The sequence below is a fragment of the Kluyvera sp. CRP genome (assembly GCF_019930565.1).
In the GTDB taxonomy this organism is placed as follows: Bacteria; Pseudomonadota; Gammaproteobacteria; order Enterobacterales; family Enterobacteriaceae; genus Kluyvera; species Kluyvera georgiana_A.
The window spans coordinates 1,052,292-1,073,136 of the sequence record NZ_CP082841.1 but is presented as its reverse complement, the minus strand read 5'-3'; the positions used below and the strand labels follow the sequence as shown (position 1 = coordinate 1,073,136).

Sequence of the window (20,845 nt, the reverse complement as noted above, 5' to 3'; positions counted from 1 at the left end):
CTCTGTCGCCTTTTTTCTTTGTTTGCTTTCTGCTAGATTCCGGCTCAATTCTATACTGAATAAAACGGCTTAAAAGATCTGACATCATGAAAAAACCAACCTCTACACCGCGTAGCAAAGCGCCAGGCAAACAGCGTCGTAAAACGCGCGAAGAGCTGAACCAGGAAGCGCGTGACCGTAAACGCGACAAGAAGCACCGTGGCCACGCGCCGGGCAGCCGCGCCAGCGGCAGTGAGGGTGCATCTGGCTCCAACAAACAGAAGCAGCAAAAAGACCCCCGTATTGGTAGTAAAAAACCGATCGCGCTGGGCGTGACTGAGGCGCCGGTCGTCAAGCAGCACAAACCGAAGAGCGAGAAACCTATGCTTTCACCGCAGGCTGAGCTGGACATGCTGGAGACTGATGAGCGCCTGGATGCGCTGCTGGAACGTCTGGAAGAGGGCGAAACCCTGACTGCTGAAGAGCAAGCCTGGGTCGATGCCAAACTGGATCGCATTGATGCACTGATGCAGCAACTCGGCCTCTCTTACGATGATGACGAAGAAGAAGAAGAGGAAGAAGAGGGCAAGGAAGACGTCATGCGTCTGCTGAGAGGCGGAAACTAACGTTTGCACCCGATTGGCCTGCCAGTCCTGCTTATAACCCTTTTGGTTGTATGTTATCTGGGGTGGTTATTCGTTAAACTACGACGGTTGTCGCGGCGTCAAAATTGGCTGCGCAACCGGCTGGCGCTGCGTAATGCGGCCAGGCCGGCAAGCCGTCGTCGTTTTCGACATCATCGCAAGGAGTGAGCATGTCTGTGCAGTTAATCGACTGGGATCTGGCCCTGATCCAGAAATATAACTATTCCGGGCCACGGTATACCTCGTATCCCACGGCGCTGGAATTCTCCGACGCGTTCGGCGAAGCGGAGTTTCTGAGCGCCGTTGCGCGCTATCCTGAGCGGCCCCTGTCGCTGTACATTCATATCCCGTTCTGCCATAAGCTCTGCTATTTCTGCGGTTGCAATAAGATCGTTACCCGCCAGCAGCACAAAGCTGACCAATATCTTGACGTGCTGGAGCAGGAAATCCGCCAGCGCGCGCCGCTGTTTACCGGCCGCCATGTTAGCCAACTGCACTGGGGCGGCGGTACGCCAACCTATCTGAATAAGGCGCAAATCAGCCGCCTGATGACGCTGCTGCGCGAGAATTTTCACTTCGATGCGGACGCAGAGATCTCTATTGAAGTTGACCCGCGTGAAATTGAGCTGGATGTTATCGACCATCTGCGCGCCGAAGGCTTCAACCGCCTGAGCATGGGCGTGCAGGACTTCAATAAAGAGGTACAGCGCCTGGTGAACCGTGAGCAGGATGAAGAATTTATCTTCGCGCTGCTCAACCACGCCCGTGAGATTGGTTTTACGTCGACCAATATTGATCTGATCTACGGTCTGCCGAAGCAAACGCCGGAGAGCTTTGCTTTTACCCTCCAGCGCGTGGCAGAGCTGAATCCGGATCGCCTGAGCGTATTTAACTACGCGCACCTGCCGACGCTCTTCGCCGCTCAGCGCAAAATCAAAGATGCCGACCTGCCTTCGGCGCAGCAGAAGCTGGATATCCTGCAAGAGACCATTAACTCGCTGACGCAAGCGGGCTATCAGTTTATCGGCATGGACCACTTTGCGCGTCCGGATAACGAACTGGCCGTGGCTCAGCGTGAAGGTGTGCTGCACCGCAACTTCCAGGGCTATACCACTCAGGGCGACACCGATCTGCTGGGCATGGGCGTTTCCGCCATCAGCATGATTGGCGATTGCTACGCCCAGAACCAAAAAGAGCTGAAGCTGTACTATCAGCAGGTGGCCGAGCAGGGCAACGCGCTGTGGCGCGGTATTGCGTTAACTCGCGATGATTGCATTCGTCGTGACGTGATTAAGGCGCTGATCTGCAACTTCAGCCTCGATTTCCCGGCAGTGGAAAAACAGTGGGATCTGAACTTCAGCGACTACTTTGCCGAGGACCTCGCGCTGTTGGCTCCGCTGGCAAAAGATGGGCTGGTGGATGTGGATGAGAAGGGCATTCAGGTGACCGCCAAAGGCCGTTTGTTGATTCGCAACATCTGTATGTGCTTCGACGCCTATCTGCGTCAGAAAGCGCGTATGCAGCAGTTCTCACGGGTTATTTAAAGACGACACGATGGCGCTACGCTTACCGGGCCTACAAATCGACGGTAGGCCGGATAAGCGCAAGCGCCATCCGGCTTAGCTGAACAGCCCGACCAGCGCCGCACACAGCACTGCGGCCATCGCTGTTTGCGGCGAGTGGCTGGCAGCACCGCTCGACGCCAGATTAATTAATGATTCAAGCATGTTTCTTCCCCCCAGGTAGTCGCGGGCAGAATGATACTTAACTCATCGGAACAGTAAAGTATAAAATTGCAGCAACTTGCGCGAATCGAGCAATTTTTACACTTTACTCCGACCTTACTCCATTCCGAGTTCTTTCAGTTTGCGTGTCAGGGTATTACGACCCCAACCCAGCAGGCGCGCAGCTTCCTGTTTATGCCCTTGCGTATGGCGTAGGGCGGTCGTCAGCAGCGTACGCTCCATCTCCGGCTGGGCTTCGGAAAGCAGATTTTGATGACCGGAACGCAGCGCGCGATCGGCCCACTGCGCCAGCAGCGTCGCCCAACTATCCGGTAGCGACGCCGCCGCGGTGCTGTCCGGCTGGCTGGCTTCAAACAGTTCGCCCGGCAGATCCTGAATCAGCACCTCTTGCCCGGCGGCCATCACCGTCAGCCAGCGGCAGGTGTTCTCCAGCTGACGCACGTTACCCGGCCAGGCCAGACGCGTTAAAGCGGCTTCGGTTTCCGGGTGCAGCAACTTGGCTTCAACGCCCAGCTCGCGGGCCGCGACCTGCAGGAAATGATGCGCCAGACGCGGAATATCTTCCCGACGCTCACGTAATGGCGGGAGGTGGACGCGAATCACGTTCAGGCGGTGGAACAGATCCTCACGGAACTTACCTTCCTGTACGCGCTGTTCCAGATTCTGGTGGGTGGCCGCGATGATACGTACGTCAACCTTCACCGGCGCATAACCGCCGACGCGGTAGAACTGGCCGTCGGCCAGTACACGCAGCAGACGAGTCTGGACATCCATCGGCATATCACCAATTTCATCGAGGAACAGCGTGCCGCCGTCGGCCTGCTCAAAACGCCCCTGACGGACGGTATTGGCGCCGGTAAAGGCCCCTTTCTCGTGACCAAACAGTTCGGACTCAATCAGGTCCTTGGGGATCGCCGCCATATTCAGTGCGATAAACGGCGCTTTGACGCGCGGGCTGTGGCGGTGCAGGGCGTGAGCGACCAGCTCTTTACCGGTACCGGATTCGCCGTTAATCAGCACGCTGATGGAAGAGCGGGAGAGACGGCCGATAATGCGGAACACGTCCTGCATGGCCGGCGCTTCGCCGATGATATCGGTGGTTGGCCCATCAACCTGCACATTGCGCGGCTGCTGCTGTTCCTGGTAGTGGCTGATAGCGCGTTCAACCAGCGCTACCGCTTCGTCAATATCAAACGGTTTTGGCAGGTAATCGAACGCCCCTTGTTGATAGGCGCTTACTGCGGCATCCAGATCGGAATGTGCCGTCATTATGATGACCGGAAGCATTGGATGGCGTTGCTTGATTTGCGTTAACAAAGCCAGACCGTCCATTCCGGGCATGCGAATATCGGACATCAGCACGTCAGGGGTTTTGGTAGCCAGCGCATCCAGCACCTCTTTCCCGCCCTCAAACGTTGTGCAAGTCAGCCCTGCGCCGGTGAGTGCGCGTTCAAGCACCCAACGGATGGAGCTATCGTCATCAACGACCCAGACTATCCCTCGTTGCATAAACACACCTTATTTTTTAATTGGCAGGAAAACCGAAAACTCGGTATGGCCTGGCCAACTGGTAAATTCAATTTTGCCGGAGTGCTGATCGATCAGGCTGCGCGCGATCGACAGACCCAGCCCGGTGCCACCTTCGCGGCCGCTGACCATCGGATAAAACAGCGTATCCTGCAAATGTGATGGAATGCCGGGGCCGTTATCTTCGACATCAATTCTGGCGGCCAGGCGGTAGCGAACGCCGTGTAGCGTTAACTGAAACGCGGTGCGGGTACGCAGGACGATTTCGCCCCCTTCAGACCCCAGAGCCTGAAGCGCATTACGCACGATATTAAGAAGAACTTGCTCAATCTGGTCGGGATCATGCGGTAATTCTGGCAAACTTGGGTCGTAGTCGCGAACCAGCGTGACGTTTTCCGGCAGCTCCATCGAAACCAGTTTCACCACGCGCTCGGCCACCTTATGGATGCTCTCGGTGACATGCGTACCGGGATGCTGCGGGCCAAGCAGGCGATCGACCAGATTACGCAGACGGTCGGCCTGTTCAATAATGACATTGGTATATTCGGTTAGCGCGGGGTCGGGCAGCGCTTTACTCAGCAGCTGTGCCGCACCGCGTAGGCCACCCAGCGGGTTTTTAATCTCATGGGCAAGGCCACGCACCAGATCGCGCGCGGCAATCTGTTGAGCGTGCTGAAGCTGCTCCTGGCTGAGGCGACGCTGATTATCCATTGGCGCCATCTCCAGCAGGATAAAGCCGTCAGGCAGCCGCTGTGCGGTGAGCGAAAGAATATGCGAGCGACCGTCGATAACCAGCGTCACTTCGTTATCGGTGAACCCCTGGCCGGTTTGCAGGCTTTCCTGCATTAAGCCGACGTTGAGCGAGAAATAGCTCAGAAGCTCGGGAAGCGGCGTGCCGAAAAGTTTACGCGCGCTCTGCGCCAACAGCTGCTGTGCCGCAGGGTTTGCGTAGTGAACGGCCAGATCGTCATCGACCAGTAAAATGCTGTTGATTAACGAGTTAAGGATCTGCCCAGCATCGGGCAGCGCGCCTGTTGCCATTTAGCAGTCTCCTGAAAAGGCTTGCACTGTTTTAGTGCAGTATAGCTTTTTACGGATAAAAAGCGCGGGAAATCAGGTTGTTGGTGGAGAAAAAAGCCCATCCTGAGATGGGCTGAAAGTTTCCACGGCAACTCAATTCCCGATTATCGCGCCAGCACCCATCGGCAATGACGCGACATCATCGGGAAAGTACAACTCAAAACGTATTAGACGCTGTAGTACAGCTCGAACTCTACCGGGTGCGGAGTCATGCGTACGCGGTCGTTCTCTTCGGTGCGCAGCGCGATGTAAGCATCGATAGCTTCATCAGTGAATACGCCACCTGCAGTCAGGAACTCGCGGTCTGCATCCAGTGCGTTCAGTGCTTCTTCCAGAGAGCCAGCAACCTGTGGGATCTCTTTCGCTTCTTCCGGCGGCAGGTCGTACAGGTTTTTGTCCATCGCTTCGCCCGGGTGGATCTTGTTCTTGATACCGTCAAGACCAGCCATCAGCAGTGCAGCGAAGCACAGGTACGGGTTAGCTGCCGGGTCCGGGAAGCGAACTTCGATACGACGCGCTTTCGGAGAAGCAACAACCGGAATACGGATGGAGGCAGAACGGTTACGGGCAGAGTAAGCCAGCATAACCGGCGCTTCGTAACCCGGGACCAGACGCTTGTAGGAGTTGGTGGTCGGGTTAGCCAGGGCGTTGATCGCTTTAGCGTGTTTGATAACGCCGCCGATGTAGTACAGCGCCTGCTCAGACAGACCCGCATATTTGTCACCGGAGAACAGGTTTACGCCGTTCTTGGACAGGGACATGTGGCAGTGCATACCGGAACCGTTATCGCCAAACATCGGTTTTGGCATAAAGGTCGCGGTTTTACCGAAGCGGTGAGCAACGTTGTGCACCACATATTTGTAGATCTGAATTTCGTCCGCTTTTTTGGTCATGGTGTTGAAGCGGGTTGCAATTTCGTTCTGGCCAGCGGTTGCCACTTCGTGGTGGTGCGCTTCAACGACCAGACCCATTTCTTCCATGATCAGACACATGGTAGAACGGATGTCCTGAGAAGAATCTACCGGAGGAACCGGGAAGTAACCGCCTTTCACGCCAGGACGGTGACCTTTGTTACCACCTTCGTATTTGGTGGAAGAGTTCCATGCGCCTTCGATGTCATCGATAGCGACGTGGGAACCGGAGATGGACGCGCCGAAACGGATGTCGTCAAACAGGAAGAATTCTGGCTCTGGCCCGAACAGAACGGTGTCTGCGATGCCGGTCGCGCGCAGGTACTCTTCAGCGCGTTTAGCGATGGAGCGCGGGTCACGGTCGTAGCCCTGCAGGGTGCCTGGTTCCAGGATGTCACAACGAATAATCAGGGTAGACTCTTCAAAGAACGGGTCGATGAGAGCGGTAGATGCGTCCGGCATCAGAACCATGTCAGATTCGTTAATGCCTTTCCAGCCGCCGATAGAGGAGCCGTCAAACATTTTGCCTTCTTCGAAGAATTCGGCATTCACCTGATGGGCAGGAATCGTGACGTGCTGTTCTTTACCTTTAGTATCGGTGAAGCGCAGATCGACAAACTTCACTTCATGTTCATTCAGCATCGTCAAAACGTGTTCAGCGGACATACTTTACATCTCCCGGATTTGTCATTGTCGTCGTCGTGGTAACGAGGTCTTCTATCACTGCTTAAAAATGGCGTTGTTGCCGTGAAAAATATAAAGCGAAATCTGTGCCAACTTTTAAATCACCCCCAAAAGGCGCTATCATGCGCACCATAGTGCAAAAGGGCTGCACCATGATAGCCGTTTTGCACCATTATAGTGCTTACACGCGAGCGTTGAGCACCATATTGGTGCAAATTGTGATTAGGTGCCCTTTTTATGCTCCGTGAAAGCGATCACAAAGAAACTCTGCGATACTTGTTTGCGGAGGATCTCTGTGATCCTGTTTTGTAGTGCGATTAATCCGTGTACAATAACGCGCTATTTCTAATGCCCGAGGCAAAGTTGTGATCGAAAATTTGCGTAACATCGCCATCATTGCTCACGTTGACCATGGTAAAACTACCCTGGTTGATAAGCTGCTGCAGCAATCCGGTACGTTCGACGAGCGTGCTGAAACTCAAGAGCGTGTGATGGACTCCAACGATTTGGAGAAAGAGCGTGGGATTACCATCCTCGCAAAAAACACCGCTATCAAATGGAATGACTACCGTATCAACATCGTTGATACCCCGGGGCACGCCGACTTCGGTGGTGAAGTTGAGCGCGTTATGTCCATGGTTGACTCCGTGCTGCTGGTAGTTGATGCCTTTGATGGCCCGATGCCGCAAACGCGCTTCGTGACCAAAAAAGCATTTGCTCACGGCCTGAAGCCAATTGTTGTCATCAACAAGGTTGACCGTCCGGGCGCGCGTCCTGATTGGGTTGTTGACCAGGTCTTCGACCTGTTCGTTAACCTCGACGCGACCGACGAGCAGCTGGACTTCCCGATCATCTACGCTTCGGCGCTGAACGGTATCGCGGGTCTGGATCACGAAGACATGGCTGAAGACATGACCCCGCTGTATCAGGCGATTGTTGACCATGTACCGGCGCCGGACGTAGACCTTGATGGTCCGCTGCAGATGCAGATCTCCCAGCTGGACTACAACAACTACGTTGGCGTTATCGGTATCGGCCGCATCAAACGCGGTAAAGTGAAACCGAACCAGCAGATCACTATCATCGATAGCGAAGGCAAAACCCGTAACGGTAAAGTCGGTAAAGTGCTGACTCACCTGGGTCTGGAACGTATCGACAGCACCCTCGCGGAAGCGGGCGACATCATCGCCATCACCGGTCTGGGCGAGCTGAACATCTCCGACACCATCTGCGATCCACAGAACGTCGAAGCGCTGCCGGCACTGTCCGTCGATGAACCGACCGTTTCTATGTTCTTCTGCGTTAACACCTCTCCGTTCTGTGGCAAAGAAGGTAAATTCGTTACCTCTCGTCAGATCCTTGACCGCCTGAACAAAGAGCTGGTGCACAACGTAGCGCTGCGCGTTGAAGAAACCGCTGACGCCGATGCGTTCCGCGTTTCTGGCCGTGGTGAACTGCACCTGTCCGTTCTGATTGAAAACATGCGTCGTGAAGGTTTCGAACTGGCGGTATCCCGTCCGAAAGTTATCTTCCGCGAAATCGATGGCCGCAAACAAGAGCCATACGAGAACGTAACGCTGGACGTCGAAGAGCAGCACCAGGGTTCTGTCATGCAGGCACTGGGCGAGCGTAAAGGCGACCTGAAAAACATGAATCCAGACGGTAAAGGCCGCGTACGTCTCGACTACGTGATCCCAAGCCGTGGTCTGATCGGCTTCCGTTCAGAATTCATGACCATGACTTCCGGTACCGGTCTGCTGTACTCCACCTTCAGCCACTATGACGATATCCGTCAGGGCGAAGTGGGCCAGCGTCAGAACGGCGTACTGATCTCCAACGGCCAGGGTAAAGCAGTTGCGTTCGCACTGTTCAGCCTGCAGGATCGCGGTAAGCTGTTCCTGGGCCACGGCGCAGAAGTTTACGAAGGCCAGATCATCGGTATTCACAGCCGTTCTAACGACCTGACCGTAAACTGCCTGACCGGTAAGAAACTGACCAACATGCGTGCATCCGGTACGGATGAAGCGGTTGTTCTGGTTCCGCCTATCCGCATGACTCTGGAGCAAGCTCTGGAATTCATCGATGATGACGAACTGGTCGAAGTGACTCCGCAGTCTATTCGTATCCGTAAACGTCACCTGACGGAAAACGACCGTCGTCGCGCAATGCGCGGTGCGAAAGAAGAGTAATCTTCTTTTTTCCGTGACCAAAACCCTGCCTTATGGCGGGGTTTTTCTTTTTCTGATAGCGCGCTTTTGTTCATGGTCAAACCCCGCCTTTCCCGCTACAGTAAAAATTCCACGGCGTGAACGGAGGCAAAAATGCTCTATATCTTTGATTTAGGTAATGTGATTGTCGACATTGATTTCAACCGTGTTCTGGGAACGTGGAGCGACCTTGCCCGTGTGCCGCTGGCGCAGTTGAAGCAGCGCTTTACTATGGGGGAGGCATTTCACCAGCACGAACGCGGTGAAATATCGGATGAAGCATTTGCGAAAGCGATGTGTCACGACCTGGAACTTCCGCTGAGTTACGAGCAGTTTGCCCACGGCTGGCAGGCGGTGTTTGTCGCACTGCGTCCCGAAGTTATCGATATCATGAAGACGCTACGCGAGCAGGGACACCGGGTGGTAGTACTCTCGAATACCAACGCGCTGCACACGACTTTCTGGCCGGATGAATATCCGCAAATTTATGCTGCCGCTGACCATGTTTACCTCTCGCAGGAGATGGGCATGCGTAAACCAGAGGCCCGTATTTACCAGCGCGTACTTGAACTGGAAGGTTTTTCCGCCGCCGATGCGGTCTTTTTTGACGATAACGCCGATAATATAGAGGGTGCTAGCCAGTTGGGGATAACCAGCGTGCTGGTGACAGGGCGTGAAACCCTACCCGATTATTTTACGAAGACGTTATGCTAAAAACCGGTCATCAAAAATATACCCGGCCGCTGGTGGCGTGGTTCAAAATACTCTGGCGGCGCATTGATGAAGACAATATGACGACGCTGGCGGGCAACCTGGCCTACGTGTCGCTGCTTTCACTTGTGCCGCTGGTGGCGGTGATTTTCGCTCTGTTTGCGGCCTTCCCTATGTTCTCGGAAGTGAGTTTGCAAATTCGCCACTTCGTTTTTGCCAACTTCCTGCCCGCGACCGGCGACGTTATTCAGCGCTATATCGAGCAGTTCGTCGCCAACTCCAACAAAATGACCGCGTTTGGCGCCTGTGGCCTGATCATTACCGCGCTGCTGTTGATGTACTCCATCGACAGCGCCCTGAACACGATCTGGCGTAGCAAGCGTGTGCGCCCGCATCTTTACTCGTTTGCGGTCTACTGGATGATTCTCACCCTCGGCCCGCTGCTGGCGGGGGTGAGCCTGGCAATTAGCTCATATCTGCTTTCGCTGCGCTGGGCCAGCGAGCTTCACGGCGTGATTGATAACCTGCTGCGGTTGTTCCCGCTGCTGCTCTCCTGGCTTTCCTTCTGGCTGCTCTACAGCATCGTTCCGACAACTCAGGTGCCGAATCGCGATGCGATTGTCGGGGCGCTGGTCGCCGCGCTGCTGCACGAACTTGGTAAGAAAGCCTTCTCGCTCTATATCACCGCATTTCCCTCTTACCAGCTGATTTACGGCGTGCTGGCGGTGATCCCCATTTTGTTTGTCTGGGTCTACTGGACGTGGTGTATCGTCTTGCTTGGCGCAGAAATAACTGTCACTCTCGGTGAATACCGAAAACTGAAATCAGAACAACAAGAAGCAGAAGAACCATGATTGCATTAATTCAGCGCGTCACCCGCGCCAGCGTAAGCGTGGCGGACGAGGTGACGGGGGAGATTGGCCCAGGACTCCTGGTGCTACTGGGCGTAGAGAAAGACGACGACGAACAGAAAGCGAATCGCCTGTGCGAGCGCGTGCTCGGCTACCGTATTTTTAGCGATGCCGACGGAAAAATGAACCTGAACGTGCAGCAGGCCGGCGGCAGCGTGCTGGTGGTGTCACAGTTTACGCTGGCGGCCGATACCGAGCGCGGGATGCGTCCGAGTTTCTCCAAAGGTGCGGCACCGGATCGTGCAGAAGAACTCTATGAGTACTTTGTGCAGCGCTGCCGCCAGCAGGAGATCAACACGCAAACGGGACGATTCGCTGCAGATATGCAGGTGTCACTGGTCAATGATGGCCCCGTGACATTCTGGTTACAGGTATGAACCCACTTCCCGGTAGAACGCGGGGGGCAAAAGAGAGCGCGATTATGTACCATCTCCGAGTACCGCAAACGGCAGAAGAGTTAGAGGAATACTACCAGTTTCGCTGGGAAATGCTGCGTAAGCCGTTGCATCAGCCAAAAGGGTCCGAGCGAGACGCCTGGGACGCGATGGCGCACCATCAGATGGTGGTGGATGAACAGGGAAAGCTGGTCGCTGTCGGGCGACTGTACATCAACGCCGATAACGAAGCGTCGATTCGTTTTATGGCTGTCCATCCAGAAGTGCAGGACAAAGGCCTGGGCACGCTGATCGCCATGACGCTGGAATCTGTCGCCCGTCAGGAAGGCGTGAAGCGTGTAACCTGTAGCGCACGTGAAGATGCCGTGCCGTTTTTCGCCAAGCTGGGCTTTGTGAACCAGGGGGAGATCACCACCCCGCAAACCACGCCGGTGCGCCACTTTCTGATGATTAAACCGGTGGCGTCGTTGGACGATATTCTGCATCGTGGTGACTGGTGCGCGCAGTTGCAGCAGGCCTGGTACGATCATATCCCGCTCAGCGAAAAGATGGGCGTGCGCATTCAGCAGTACACCGGGCAGAAATTTATCACCACCATGCCGGAAACCGGTAACCAGAATCCACACCACACGCTGTTCGCGGGTAGCTTGTTCTCGCTGGCGACACTGACCGGCTGGGGCCTTATCTGGCTGATGCTGCGTGAGCGCCATCTGGGCGGCACGATTATCTTAGCCGATGCTCATATCCGCTATAGCAGGCCGATTGCCGGCAGACCAACGGCGATCGCCGACCTGGGCTCGCTGAGCGGCGACCTGGACCGACTGGCCCGTGGCCGCAAAGCGCGTGTTCAGCTACAGGTTGAGCTGTTCGGTGATGAGAAAGCGGGCGTGGTATTTGAAGGCACTTATATCGTGCTTCCCGCTAAGCCTTTTGGCGCCTTCGAAGAAGGCGGCAACGAAGAGGAGTAGCTTAGAGCCCACGCTCCTGATGCTATTTATTCACGAGTGGCCGCGCGCCAGGCCACGTCGCGTATTGCGTCCCGCGCCGTCTTGCTCACGCCGCCCAATTGGAAAAATCCGTGGATAACGCCGAGATAGCGCTGGCAAGTACACGCCACGCCCTGGTCGTTCAGGCGGTGATATAGCGCTTCCCCTTCATCACGCAGTGGATCGAACTCTGCGGTGAGAATATGCACCGGCGGTAAACCGGCAAAATCTTCACGCCATATCGGACTGGCTTCCGGGTGGCGGAGGTCGGTATCCTGGAGATACATTTCAAAACCCGATAGCAGCGTATCGCGGGTGATGATGTAGTCTTGCCCGTTGCTGGCATAGCTGGGGAAACTGGCGGTAGCGTCAAGCATCGGGTAGATCAGCAGCAGCTTCGCTGGAGACCATTGGGCGGTTGATTTCAGGCGTAGCGCGCTGACCAATGCCAGGTGCCCGCCTGCGCTGTCGCCAGCAAGCGTGATACGTTCACGATCGATGCCTAACTGCTCCGCGTATTGATGGACGATATTGGCCCCACGTTCAGCGTCGTCATGAGCCGCAGGGAAGGTGTGCTCTGGCGCAAGACGATACTGAATGGCAATCACTCTACAGCCGCTTTTCCAGGCCAGTTGCCGTAGCTGGAGGTCATGAGTCAGAAAGCCGCCGCTAACAAAACAGCCGCCGTGATAGTAGAGGATACAGGGTAGCGAACCGGATGCGTTTAGCGGCGAAACGACGCGAAATGTCATCCCTTCCAGCACGATATCTTCCGATTTTACGCGAATCTCTTTCTCGCCCGCCAGCGACGTGCTGGCAATATAGCCCGCCCTCCGATCATCAATATTCTGCTCTCGTGAAGAGGGGCGGCCCGCAGCGATAAACCCGGCAACCAGTTCGGCAATTCCTTTTTCCAGTGGCATATAAGGCTCCTTAGACTGTATGTATGTACAGTTTATAACCTGGTTTAATGAGAAGAGAAACGGGTAAATAAAGTTGCAGCATTATTCTGGATAGCCGCTCGCAAAAACGATTATTTCTACAAAATGAGAGTGCCACGTTTAGCGAACTGCGTGTATTTTGTTCGCTTATTGAGCATGGATGATATACTGGAGGTATATATGAGTATGATGGCGGAAAGGGATATGGGCAGAATACTTCTCGATCTATCAGATGAGGTGATCAGGCGTCTCGATGAGCTCAAGCAGCAGCGGAATATGCCACGTGCGGAGCTGCTACGTGAAGCGGTAGAAATGTATCTGGAGAAACAAAATCAGGCTGAACAGGCTATCGCCGGCGCGCTTGGCATTTGGCAAGAGTGTGAAGACGATGGTGTTGAATTCGAAAGAAAACTCCGCGAGGAGTGGACGCGATGAACGGTCCCGTCATCTTTGATACTAATATTTTAATCGATCTGTTTAGTGGCCGGGTTGAAGCTAAAAATACGTTGGATTTGTATCCACCGCAGCATGCTATTAGCTTGATTACCTGGATGGAGGTGATGGTGGGCGCAAAGCGATTTCATCAGGAGCGGCGCACAAGAATGGCCCTGAATGCTTTTGAGGTCATAGAGATATCGCCAGAGATTGCCGAAAAGAGTGTCAACCTGAGGCAGGAATATGGCATGAAGCTGCCGGATGCCATCATTCTGGCCACTGCGCATATACACCGAAGAGAATTGGTCACGCGTAATACAAAGGATTTTTCCGGGCTACCCGGCGTGGTAGTGCCTTACGCATTGTAAACCGGGCAGGGATGACCGCCCGGTTTTACCAGAGAACTTACTCCCCTTCCCCCGGGAACAGGAACGGGTTGATAGAGCTACGGGCGAACCCTTCCTGCTCCATCCGCGCGTCCAACACCAGTGAGGCGAGGTCGTCAGCCACGGCTTCCACTTTCGGGTCCTTTTCCTGATACAGAATTTTCAGGTAGGTGCCGCAGTCGCCACAGCTTTCGGCTTTAATCGCAGCCTGCTCATTATCCAGAGACCAGTAGTGCAGGTCGCGACTTTGTTCGCAGTTACTGCACTTCACGCGCACGACATGCCACTCGGTTTCACACAGGTTGCAGTGCAGATAGCGCAGCCCCTGAGTGGTGCCAATTTGCACCATGCTGGAAACCGGCATTGAGCCACACACCGGGCAGTACTGACGCTGTTCGCCGTATTCTGCATGGGCTTTACCTGGAATCAGGCTCGCCATCTGCGCCCAGTAGAGTGACAAGGCGGCCCAGATGAACGGCGCTTTATCGCTGCTGACAGATGAGAAATCCGATTCAAACAGCGCGCTGGCCATTTGCTCCAGCTCCTGTTCGGAGGCTTTCTCCAGATTCTCGATAACCGCCAGCGCTGGGCCGCTCATTTCCGGCTTCAGTTCAGCAATCATGGAGTGCAGCAGCGTGTGCCAGTGTTTATCGCGCGGCAGAACGTGGATATCCAGCGGCGGCTTGCCCTGGTCGTTTGCCTCTTTAAGACGCGCGCTCAGATCCATCCGCAGCGGATGGTCGTAAAGAACCACTTCCTGTGCGTGGGCAATCAGCGCCGCAAAGCGCAGGTAGTCGCCCAGCGGATTGTTCTCTGCCAGCTCGCGCAGACGCTCGGCGCGACGATTGTAGAGGTTCTTGAGTCTGGGGAACAACAACGGCGGAATGACTTCCGCCGTACGTTTCTCGCTCGAACCCAGCTCATCTTGCGGGATTATGCGAATACTCATTCAGATGACTTTTCCTGTTTCTGGCGGACTTCACGGTACCAGCGCGGGTGATGTTTCTTCGCCCACGATTTGGTAACCCATCCTTCCACCATCGCGGTAATGGTGCCTTTCACCCAAAGGGCGGCGTAGATATGCACCATGATAACCACAATTAACGCCACTGCAGCAAATGAATGCAGCATTAGCGCAAATCGGATCACCGGGATTGAGAAAGCAGGCGCAAAGTACGGACGCCAGATAATCACACCGCTCACCAGCAGCAGTACCAGGAAGATAATCGCCGCCCAGAATACGCATTTCTGGCCGAAGTTATAACGCCCGGTGTCACCTACTTCCTCGTTGACGACGATCTTACGAATATTCTTCGCCCAAAAGATATCATCCCGATTGATTAGATTATGGTGCCAGTAACGGAAAAACATGATGATAAACGACGCAAACATGATAACGCCGACAAACGGGTGCAGAATGCGCGCCAGCTGCGGAGTGCCCATGATTTGCATCAACCAGTTGAAGGACGGGAAGAAAAAGCCCAGCCCGCTCACCGCCGCCAGAATGAAGCAGAAGGCGGTGACCCAGTGGTTGATGCGTTCCGGCGCCGTGTAGCGCACGATGGTGTCACGTCTTTTCATTTGCGCACCTCGTCTTTCTCTTCATCAAGATTATCCTCTTCCTCTTCCGCACGGTTCGGACCGACCCCGACGTAGTGGAAGACGCTCGCAGCGAACGTGGCGGCAAAGCCGATAGCGGCTAACGGTTTCCAGACGCCTTTCCAGAACTTCACGGTAGCGCTGATTTCCGGGTTTTCCGGCAGGCCGTGGTACAGATTCGGCTTGTCGGCATGGTGCAGCACGTACATCACGTGCGTACCGCCAACGCCGGCCGGATCGTACAGCCCTGCATTATCATAACCACGGGTTTTCAGCTCGGCCACGCGCTCGCCCGCCAGCGTTTTCATATCCTCTTTAGAACCAAAGTGGATAGCGCCGGTTGGGCAGGTTTTCACGCACGCCGGTTCCTGCCCGACGTTAACGCGGTCGACGCACAGCGTACATTTGTAGACGCGGTTGTCTTCCGGGTTAAGACGCGGGACGTTGAACGGGCAACCAGCGATGCAGTAGCCGCAGCCAATGCACTGCTCGGACTGGAAGTCGACGATACCGTTGGCATACTGAATGATAGCCCCTTCCGCCGGGCACGCCTTCAGGCAGCCTGGGTCGGCGCAGTGCATGCAGCCATCCTTACGGATCAGCCATTCCAGTTTGTCGTTCTGCTCCACTTCCGAGAAGCGCATGACCGTCCAGGATTTAGCGGTCAGATCGGCGGGGTTATCGTACACCCCGACGTTGCTGCCGATTTCATCACGGATGTCGTTCCACTCCGAGCACGCCACCTGACAAGCCTTACAGCCGATGCAGGTGGTGACGTCGATAAGCTTTGCCACCTCTTCCTGGTGATCCCGCGCGCGGGGCGCGGGAGTGAAACCGTTAGTGGCGGAACGACGAATAATATCTTGCGATTGATAAGCCATAGGTCGTCTCCGTTACACCTTTTCCACGTTCACGAGGAAGGACTTAAATTCCGGCGTCTGCGTGTTCGCATCGCCGACGAATGGCGTCAACGTATTGGCAATAAAGCCTTTTTTCGCTACGCCTTCGTAGCCCCAGTGGATTGGAATACCGATAGTATCGATATCCTTACCGTCCACTTTCAGCGTGCGGATACGCTTGGTCACCACCGCCTTAGCTTTAATATAGCCACGGTTGGAGGAGACTTTGACGGTATCGCCGTGAGCGATGCCGAGCTTATCTGCCAGCTTTTCACCGATCTCTACAAACTGTTCCGGCTGCGCAATGGCGTTAAGCAGCGCATGCTTGGTCCAGTAGTGGAAGTGTTCGGTCAGACGATAGGTGGTACCGACGTACGGGAATTTATCCGCTTTCCCCAACGCTTCCTTGTCGCCTTTAAAGATACGGGCGGCAGGGTTGGAAATGACGTTCGGGTGCAGCGGGTTAGTCCCCAGCGGCGTTTCAAACGGCTCATAGTGTTCCGGGAACGGACCTTCTGCCATCTTGTCGAGGGCAAACAGGCGACCCATCCCTTCCGGCTGCATGATGAACGGCCCGACGTTACTGCCCGGCGCCGCAGCGCTGTAGTCCGGAATATCCACGCCGCCCCACTTCGCGCCGTCCCATTTCAGGAGCTGGCGTTTTGGATCCCACGGGTTGCCCTGCGGGTCAGCGGAAGCGCGGTTATACAGAATACGGCGGTTGAGCGGCCACGCCCAGGCCCAGCCCAGCGTGTTGCCAAGGCCGGATGGGTCGGCGTTATCACGGCGCGCCATCTGGTTGCCTTCAGGCGTCCAGCTACCGGCGAAGATCCAGCAGCCGCTGGCGGTTGTCCCGTCGTCACGCAGTTGGGCAAACGAGCTGAGCTGTTGGCCTTTCTTCACGATAACCGCACCGGTCGCCGGGTCGATAATATCGGCCAGCGCCTTACCGTTGCTCTCCATCGCCACTTCCTCGGAAGCCGGTTCATTTGGCGTTGAGTAGTTCCAGGTCATGTTCAGCACGGGTTCTGGTGCCGGGCCGCCTTCTTCGGCGTACATCTTACGCAGACGCATGAAGATACCGGCGAGGATTTCACCGTCGGTGACCGCATCCCCCGGGGCATCCGCACCTTTCCAGTGCCACTGCAGCCAGCGTCCGGAGTTAACGATAGAACCGTTCTCCTCGGCAAAGCAGGTGGACGGCAGGCGGAACACTTCGGTCTGGATTTTCGACGGATCAACATCGTTCGACTCGCCATGGTTCTGCCAGAAGGTCGAGGTTTCGGTGTTGAGCGGATCGATAGTCACCAGGTACTTCAGTTTCGACAGCGAGGCGACAATCTTGTTTTTGTTCGGGAATGAGGCAACCGGGTTGAAGCCCTGGCAGATATAGCCATTGACCAGGCCCTGATTCATCATCTCGAAGTATTGAAGAACGTCGTAGCCTTTGTCCCATTTTGGCAGCCAGTCAAAGCCCCAGCTGTTTTCCGCCGTGGCCTTATCCCCGTAGAAAGACTTCATCATTGAGACGAAGAATTTCGGATAGTTGCCCCAATAGTTAACCTGGCCATCCAGCAGCGGTTTTGGCGTGTTGGCGGTCAGATAGGTTTGCAGGTCAGCCTGTTTTTCGCTCGGCAGCGTCATATAGCCCGGCAGGCTCTGTGACAGTAAGCCTAAGTCGGTCAGCCCCTGAATGTTCGAGTGTCCGCGCAGGGCGTTTACGCCGCCGCCAGCCATCCCCATATTGCCCAGCAGCAGCTGAATCATCGCCATGGTACGGATGTTTTGCGCGCCGATGGAGTGCTGCGTCCAACCCAGTGCATAAAGGAACGAGGCGGTTTTGTCGTGGGCGCTGGTTTCGGCGATGTATTCGCAGACTTTCAGGAAGTCAGCTTTTGGCGTACCGCAGATCTTCTCAACCATTTCCGGCGTGTAGCGGGAAATATGCTGTTTCAGCAGATTCCAGACGCAACGCGGATGGGTGAGGGTGGTATCCCGTTTCGCGTGACCGTTTTCATCCAGCTCGTAGTTCCAGGATGTCTTATCGTACTTGCGTGCTTCCGGGTCGTAACCGCTAAACAGACCGTCGTCGAAGCTAAAGTCTTCGCGCACGATAAGGCTGGCGTTGGTATACGCCTCGGTATACTCACGGTTGAATTTTTCATTGTTCAACAGGTACAGCATCACGCCCGACAGGAAGGTAATGTCGGTACCGGAACGAATTGGGGCATAGAAATCCGCCACCGACGCGGTACGCGTAAAGCGGGGATCGATAACAATCAGCTTAGCGCCGTTGTGAATTTTGGCTTCCATCGCCCAGCGGAACCCGACCGGGTGAGCTTCAGCGGCATTACCGCCCATCACCACAATGAGGTTGGCGTTCTTGATGTCGACCCAGTGGTTGGTCATCGCACCGCGACCAAATGTTGGAGCAAGACTTGCTACCGTTGGTCCGTGTCAGACACGCGCCTGGTTGTCGACCGCGAGCATACCGAGTGCACGCGTAAATTTCTGGGTTAAATAGCCGGTTTCGTTGCTGGACGCCGAGGCACACAGCATACCGGTCGTGAGCCAGCGGTTAACGGTGGTGCCGGCATCGTTTTTCTCGACGAAGTTGGCATCGCGGTCAGCCTTCATCAGCTTAGCGATACGGTCGAACGCTTCTTCCCAGCTGATTTGCTGCCATTTATCAGAACCAGGTGCGCGATATTCAGGATATTTAAGACGGCTTTCGGAGTGGATAAAGTCCACCAGACCTGCGCCTTTCGGACACAATGCACCACGGTTTACCGGGTGATCTGGATCCCCTTCGATGTGGAAAATCGAGGCTTTCGCATTTTTTGCGCCGTCGCCGAGGCTATACATTAAAAGCCCACAGCCGACAGAGCAGTAAGTGCAGGTGTTACGGGTCTCACGGGTACGCAGCAATTTATACTGCCGTGTTTCCGCGAGTGCGATGCTCGGGGCAAAGCCCAGTGCTGCTGCCGTGGTTCCTGCCATACCGCCAGCGCAGATCTTAAAGAACTGCCTTCTGCTGACCTGCATGGTTCACTCCTTGTTTCGACATTGTCATTGCTTGTAGTTGTTCTTCGCCAGATGGCGGCAAAGATGCTGAATAATACGATGCCCTCAGTTCCAGGAGGGCTTTGATCCAGAATACCACATTATCGGTAGGCTTGTTCTAACGCGGTTAATGGCAGGTGAATTGATTTTGTATGCATTAACATTGAACTGTGATATCGATCGCAATTTAGCCGAAATCAAATCTCGCCTGGGCGCGTGCTCAATGACTTTAACCATAAGGGATTAATCGGCCGGTCTGGCGCAATGTGCGGCGAAATAAATCAAGATTGTGCGTTATTGCACCACAAACTTGATCCATAATAAGCCTCAATTCCCTGATGTTGTGATGGAATAGACGCCCCTTATTTTTACGCCGTTCAGAGTATTTGCCGTGTTTAATGTTAAAGATGAAGTCGAGCCCTCGTTACAGCTGGTTGGCGCAGCCGAGCGTACCGTCTTCAGAAGGCCACAAATTATGCAACCCACACAGGATATTCTTGCCGAAGAAGTTCCCGTTGCGCTGGTCTACAACGGCATCTCTCACGTCGTGATGATGGCGACGCCAAAAGATCTTGAAGCCTTTGCGATCGGCTTTTCGCTGTCGGAAGGCATCATTGAACATCCCCGGGAAATCTTCGGTATGGATGTTGTCCCTGCCTGTAATGGCATGGAAGTTCGCATCGAGCTTTCCAGCCGCCGCTTTATGGGGCTGAAAGAGCGTCGTCGGGCGTTGGCTGGTCGTACGGGCTGCGGCGTGTGCGGCGTTGAGCAACTCAACGATATTGGCAGGCCGATAAAACCGCTGCCCTTTAGCCAGACGTTCGATCTGGCTCATCTCGATTACGCGCTCAGGCATTTAGATGACGTCCAGCCCGTTGGCCGTGAAACGGGCTGTACGCACGCGGCGGCATGGATTATGCCCTCCGGCGAGCTGGTGGGCGGCCATGAAGATGTCGGTCGTCACGTGGCGCTGGATAAACTGCTGGGGCGCCGCGCGAAAGAAGGCGCGCTGTGGCAGCAGGGAGCCGCGCTGGTTTCCAGCCGTGCCAGCTATGAAATGGTGCAAAAGTCTGCGATGTGCGGCGTCGAAATTCTGTTCGCCGTCTCTGCCGCCACAACGCTGGCGGTCGAAGTGGCTGAACGCTGCAATCTGACGCTGGTAGGCTTCTGTAAGCCGGGAAGAGCGACGATTTACACCCATCCTGAACGTCTGGTTGCGGAGTAATGCCGCCAGGCCGCCAGCAGAATACTGCCTGAAAACGCGAGTTCCATGACCGCAGCGACCGGCGATCCCGCCATTATGTTGTTCAGTAGCCAACAAACGCTGCCGCACAGCGTGTATCCGCGTAGCCTGGAACTCTGACCTTGAAACGCGGCAAAGGTCATCAGCAGGCTACCCATCAGCGGCAAAAGGCTTGCTGTTCCCTGCCAGAAGTAGGCGCTACAGGCCATCGACACCACCATAAATCCCCACATCACCCACAGACGAAGCGTAACGACAGCGATCGCAAAGCGGCAGGCCGCAATCGCCATCAACACGGCAGCAACGGGCTGTTGTAGAAGATAAAAGTGCCATGCCAGCAGACCGGTGGAGCAGGCAAGTACCGTCAGCGTTTTCGCCCGACGATGAAAATGAAAAGCAGTAATATCAAGCGCAAAGCTGACGCTTGCAAGTATCTGGGAAAACAGGAAAGTGGTCATCACGGCAGCCATTTCGCAAATCAATGGCTTCACCATAATGG

General features: G+C 55.1%; 20 protein-coding genes. 10 read left to right on the top strand and 10 right to left on the bottom strand.

Translation table 11 applies throughout. The features are described from left to right. The first annotated feature begins 86 nt into the window (after window positions 1-86). Entirely contained in the window at window positions 87-605 is a 519-nt protein-coding gene (yihI, locus tag K7B04_RS04980; RefSeq protein WP_223803601.1) for a Der GTPase-activating protein YihI, read from the top strand. A gap of 188 nt (window positions 606-793) precedes the next feature. Further along, window positions 794-2,167 carry an oxygen-independent coproporphyrinogen III oxidase gene (gene hemN, locus K7B04_RS04975; RefSeq protein ID WP_167577216.1) on the top strand — a complete coding sequence of 458 codons (1,374 nt, stop codon included), beginning with the start codon at window positions 794-796 and terminating at the stop codon, window positions 2,165-2,167. 75 nt (window positions 2,168-2,242) lie between these two features. On the opposite strand, the gene K7B04_RS04970 is transcribed toward hemN, so the two are convergent. The 4 genes from K7B04_RS04970 to glnA all read right to left on the bottom strand — a co-directional run bounded on the left by K7B04_RS04970 (window position 2,243) and on the right by glnA (window position 6,552). Then, window positions 2,243-2,350, bottom strand: coding sequence for a YshB family small membrane protein (locus K7B04_RS04970; RefSeq protein ID WP_157093498.1), 108 nt, complete (start codon window positions 2,348-2,350; stop codon window positions 2,243-2,245). 114 nt (window positions 2,351-2,464) lie between these two features. Next, window positions 2,465-3,877 carry a nitrogen regulation protein NR(I) gene (gene glnG, locus K7B04_RS04965; RefSeq protein ID WP_064540495.1) on the bottom strand — a complete coding sequence of 471 codons (1,413 nt, stop codon included), beginning with the start codon at window positions 3,875-3,877 and terminating at the stop codon, window positions 2,465-2,467. A 9-nt stretch (window positions 3,878-3,886) separates the two neighbouring features. Continuing rightward, window positions 3,887-4,936, bottom strand: a complete 1,050-nt coding sequence (glnL, locus tag K7B04_RS04960; protein ID WP_163448712.1) for a nitrogen regulation protein NR(II) — start codon at window positions 4,934-4,936, stop codon at window positions 3,887-3,889. 206 nt (window positions 4,937-5,142) lie between these two features. Further along, a complete protein-coding gene (glnA, locus tag K7B04_RS04955; RefSeq protein WP_163448711.1) occupies window positions 5,143-6,552 on the bottom strand; it encodes a glutamate--ammonia ligase in 1,410 nt (469 codons plus the stop codon). A 383-nt stretch (window positions 6,553-6,935) separates the two neighbouring features. On the opposite strand from glnA, the gene typA reads away from it, so the two are divergent. From typA to fabY, 5 genes are all read left to right on the top strand, one after another. Further along, window positions 6,936-8,759 (top strand): ribosome-dependent GTPase TypA, encoded by a 1,824-nt coding sequence (gene typA, locus K7B04_RS04950; protein WP_064540486.1) that lies wholly within the window; start codon window positions 6,936-6,938, stop codon window positions 8,757-8,759. Window positions 8,760-8,891: 132 nt separating this feature from the next. Beyond that, complete coding sequence (gene yihX, locus K7B04_RS04945; RefSeq protein WP_223803600.1) at window positions 8,892-9,491, top strand: glucose-1-phosphatase; 600 nt, start codon at window positions 8,892-8,894, stop codon at window positions 9,489-9,491. Continuing rightward, window positions 9,485-10,342 (top strand): virulence factor BrkB family protein, encoded by an 858-nt coding sequence (locus K7B04_RS04940; RefSeq protein WP_163448709.1) that lies wholly within the window; start codon window positions 9,485-9,487, stop codon window positions 10,340-10,342. Before yihX ends, K7B04_RS04940 begins: the two co-directional genes overlap by 7 nt. After that, window positions 10,339-10,776 carry a D-aminoacyl-tRNA deacylase gene (dtd, locus tag K7B04_RS04935; RefSeq protein ID WP_064540478.1) on the top strand — a complete coding sequence of 146 codons (438 nt, stop codon included), beginning with the start codon at window positions 10,339-10,341 and terminating at the stop codon, window positions 10,774-10,776. The genes K7B04_RS04940 and dtd overlap by 4 nt, the downstream gene beginning before the upstream one ends. A 44-nt stretch (window positions 10,777-10,820) precedes the next feature. Further along, on the top strand, window positions 10,821-11,762 hold the full coding sequence (gene fabY, locus K7B04_RS04930; RefSeq protein WP_163448707.1) for a fatty acid biosynthesis protein FabY: 942 nt from the start codon (window positions 10,821-10,823) through the stop codon (window positions 11,760-11,762). Between the two features lie 26 nt (window positions 11,763-11,788). Here the strand turns inward: fabY and K7B04_RS04925 are convergent, their stop codons facing one another. After that, window positions 11,789-12,703 carry an alpha/beta hydrolase gene (locus K7B04_RS04925; RefSeq protein ID WP_163448706.1) on the bottom strand — a complete coding sequence of 305 codons (915 nt, stop codon included), beginning with the start codon at window positions 12,701-12,703 and terminating at the stop codon, window positions 11,789-11,791. Window positions 12,704-12,901: 198 nt separating this feature from the next. Between K7B04_RS04925 and K7B04_RS04920 the strand changes: the two genes are divergently transcribed. Beyond that, complete coding sequence (locus K7B04_RS04920; protein WP_163448705.1) at window positions 12,902-13,156, top strand: CopG family transcriptional regulator; 255 nt, start codon at window positions 12,902-12,904, stop codon at window positions 13,154-13,156. Beyond that, on the top strand, window positions 13,153-13,524 hold the full coding sequence (locus tag K7B04_RS04915; RefSeq protein WP_223803599.1) for a type II toxin-antitoxin system VapC family toxin: 372 nt from the start codon (window positions 13,153-13,155) through the stop codon (window positions 13,522-13,524). Before K7B04_RS04920 ends, K7B04_RS04915 begins: the two co-directional genes overlap by 4 nt. Before the next feature lie 37 nt (window positions 13,525-13,561). On the opposite strand, the gene fdhE is transcribed toward K7B04_RS04915, so the two are convergent. From fdhE to fdnG, 4 genes are read right to left on the bottom strand one after another with little or no spacing between them, the layout of a single operon-like run. Further along, window positions 13,562-14,491 carry a formate dehydrogenase accessory protein FdhE gene (gene fdhE, locus K7B04_RS04910; protein WP_163448703.1) on the bottom strand — a complete coding sequence of 310 codons (930 nt, stop codon included), beginning with the start codon at window positions 14,489-14,491 and terminating at the stop codon, window positions 13,562-13,564. Continuing rightward, window positions 14,488-15,123, bottom strand: coding sequence for a formate dehydrogenase cytochrome b556 subunit (gene fdoI, locus K7B04_RS04905; RefSeq protein WP_064540466.1), 636 nt, complete (start codon window positions 15,121-15,123; stop codon window positions 14,488-14,490). Before fdoI ends, fdhE begins: the two co-directional genes overlap by 4 nt. Continuing rightward, window positions 15,120-16,022 carry a formate dehydrogenase subunit beta gene (fdxH, locus tag K7B04_RS04900; protein ID WP_065357314.1) on the bottom strand — a complete coding sequence of 301 codons (903 nt, stop codon included), beginning with the start codon at window positions 16,020-16,022 and terminating at the stop codon, window positions 15,120-15,122. The genes fdoI and fdxH overlap by 4 nt, the downstream gene beginning before the upstream one ends. Window positions 16,023-16,034: 12 nt before the next feature. After that, window positions 16,035-19,085: a formate dehydrogenase-N subunit alpha gene (gene fdnG, locus K7B04_RS04895; protein WP_167577211.1), complete on the bottom strand. Its 3,051-nt coding sequence runs from the start codon at window positions 19,083-19,085 to the stop codon at window positions 16,035-16,037. Between the two features lie 409 nt (window positions 19,086-19,494). On the opposite strand from fdnG, the gene fdhD reads away from it, so the two are divergent. Beyond that, window positions 19,495-20,328: a formate dehydrogenase accessory sulfurtransferase FdhD gene (gene fdhD, locus K7B04_RS04890; protein WP_163448700.1), complete on the top strand. Its 834-nt coding sequence runs from the start codon at window positions 19,495-19,497 to the stop codon at window positions 20,326-20,328. Here fdhD and K7B04_RS04885 read toward each other — a convergent pair. Further along, window positions 20,295-20,840, bottom strand: a complete 546-nt coding sequence (locus K7B04_RS04885; RefSeq protein ID WP_223803598.1) for a YgjV family protein — start codon at window positions 20,838-20,840, stop codon at window positions 20,295-20,297. The two genes, fdhD and K7B04_RS04885, sit on opposite strands and share 34 nt — an antisense overlap. Window positions 20,841-20,845: the final 5 nt, after the last annotated feature.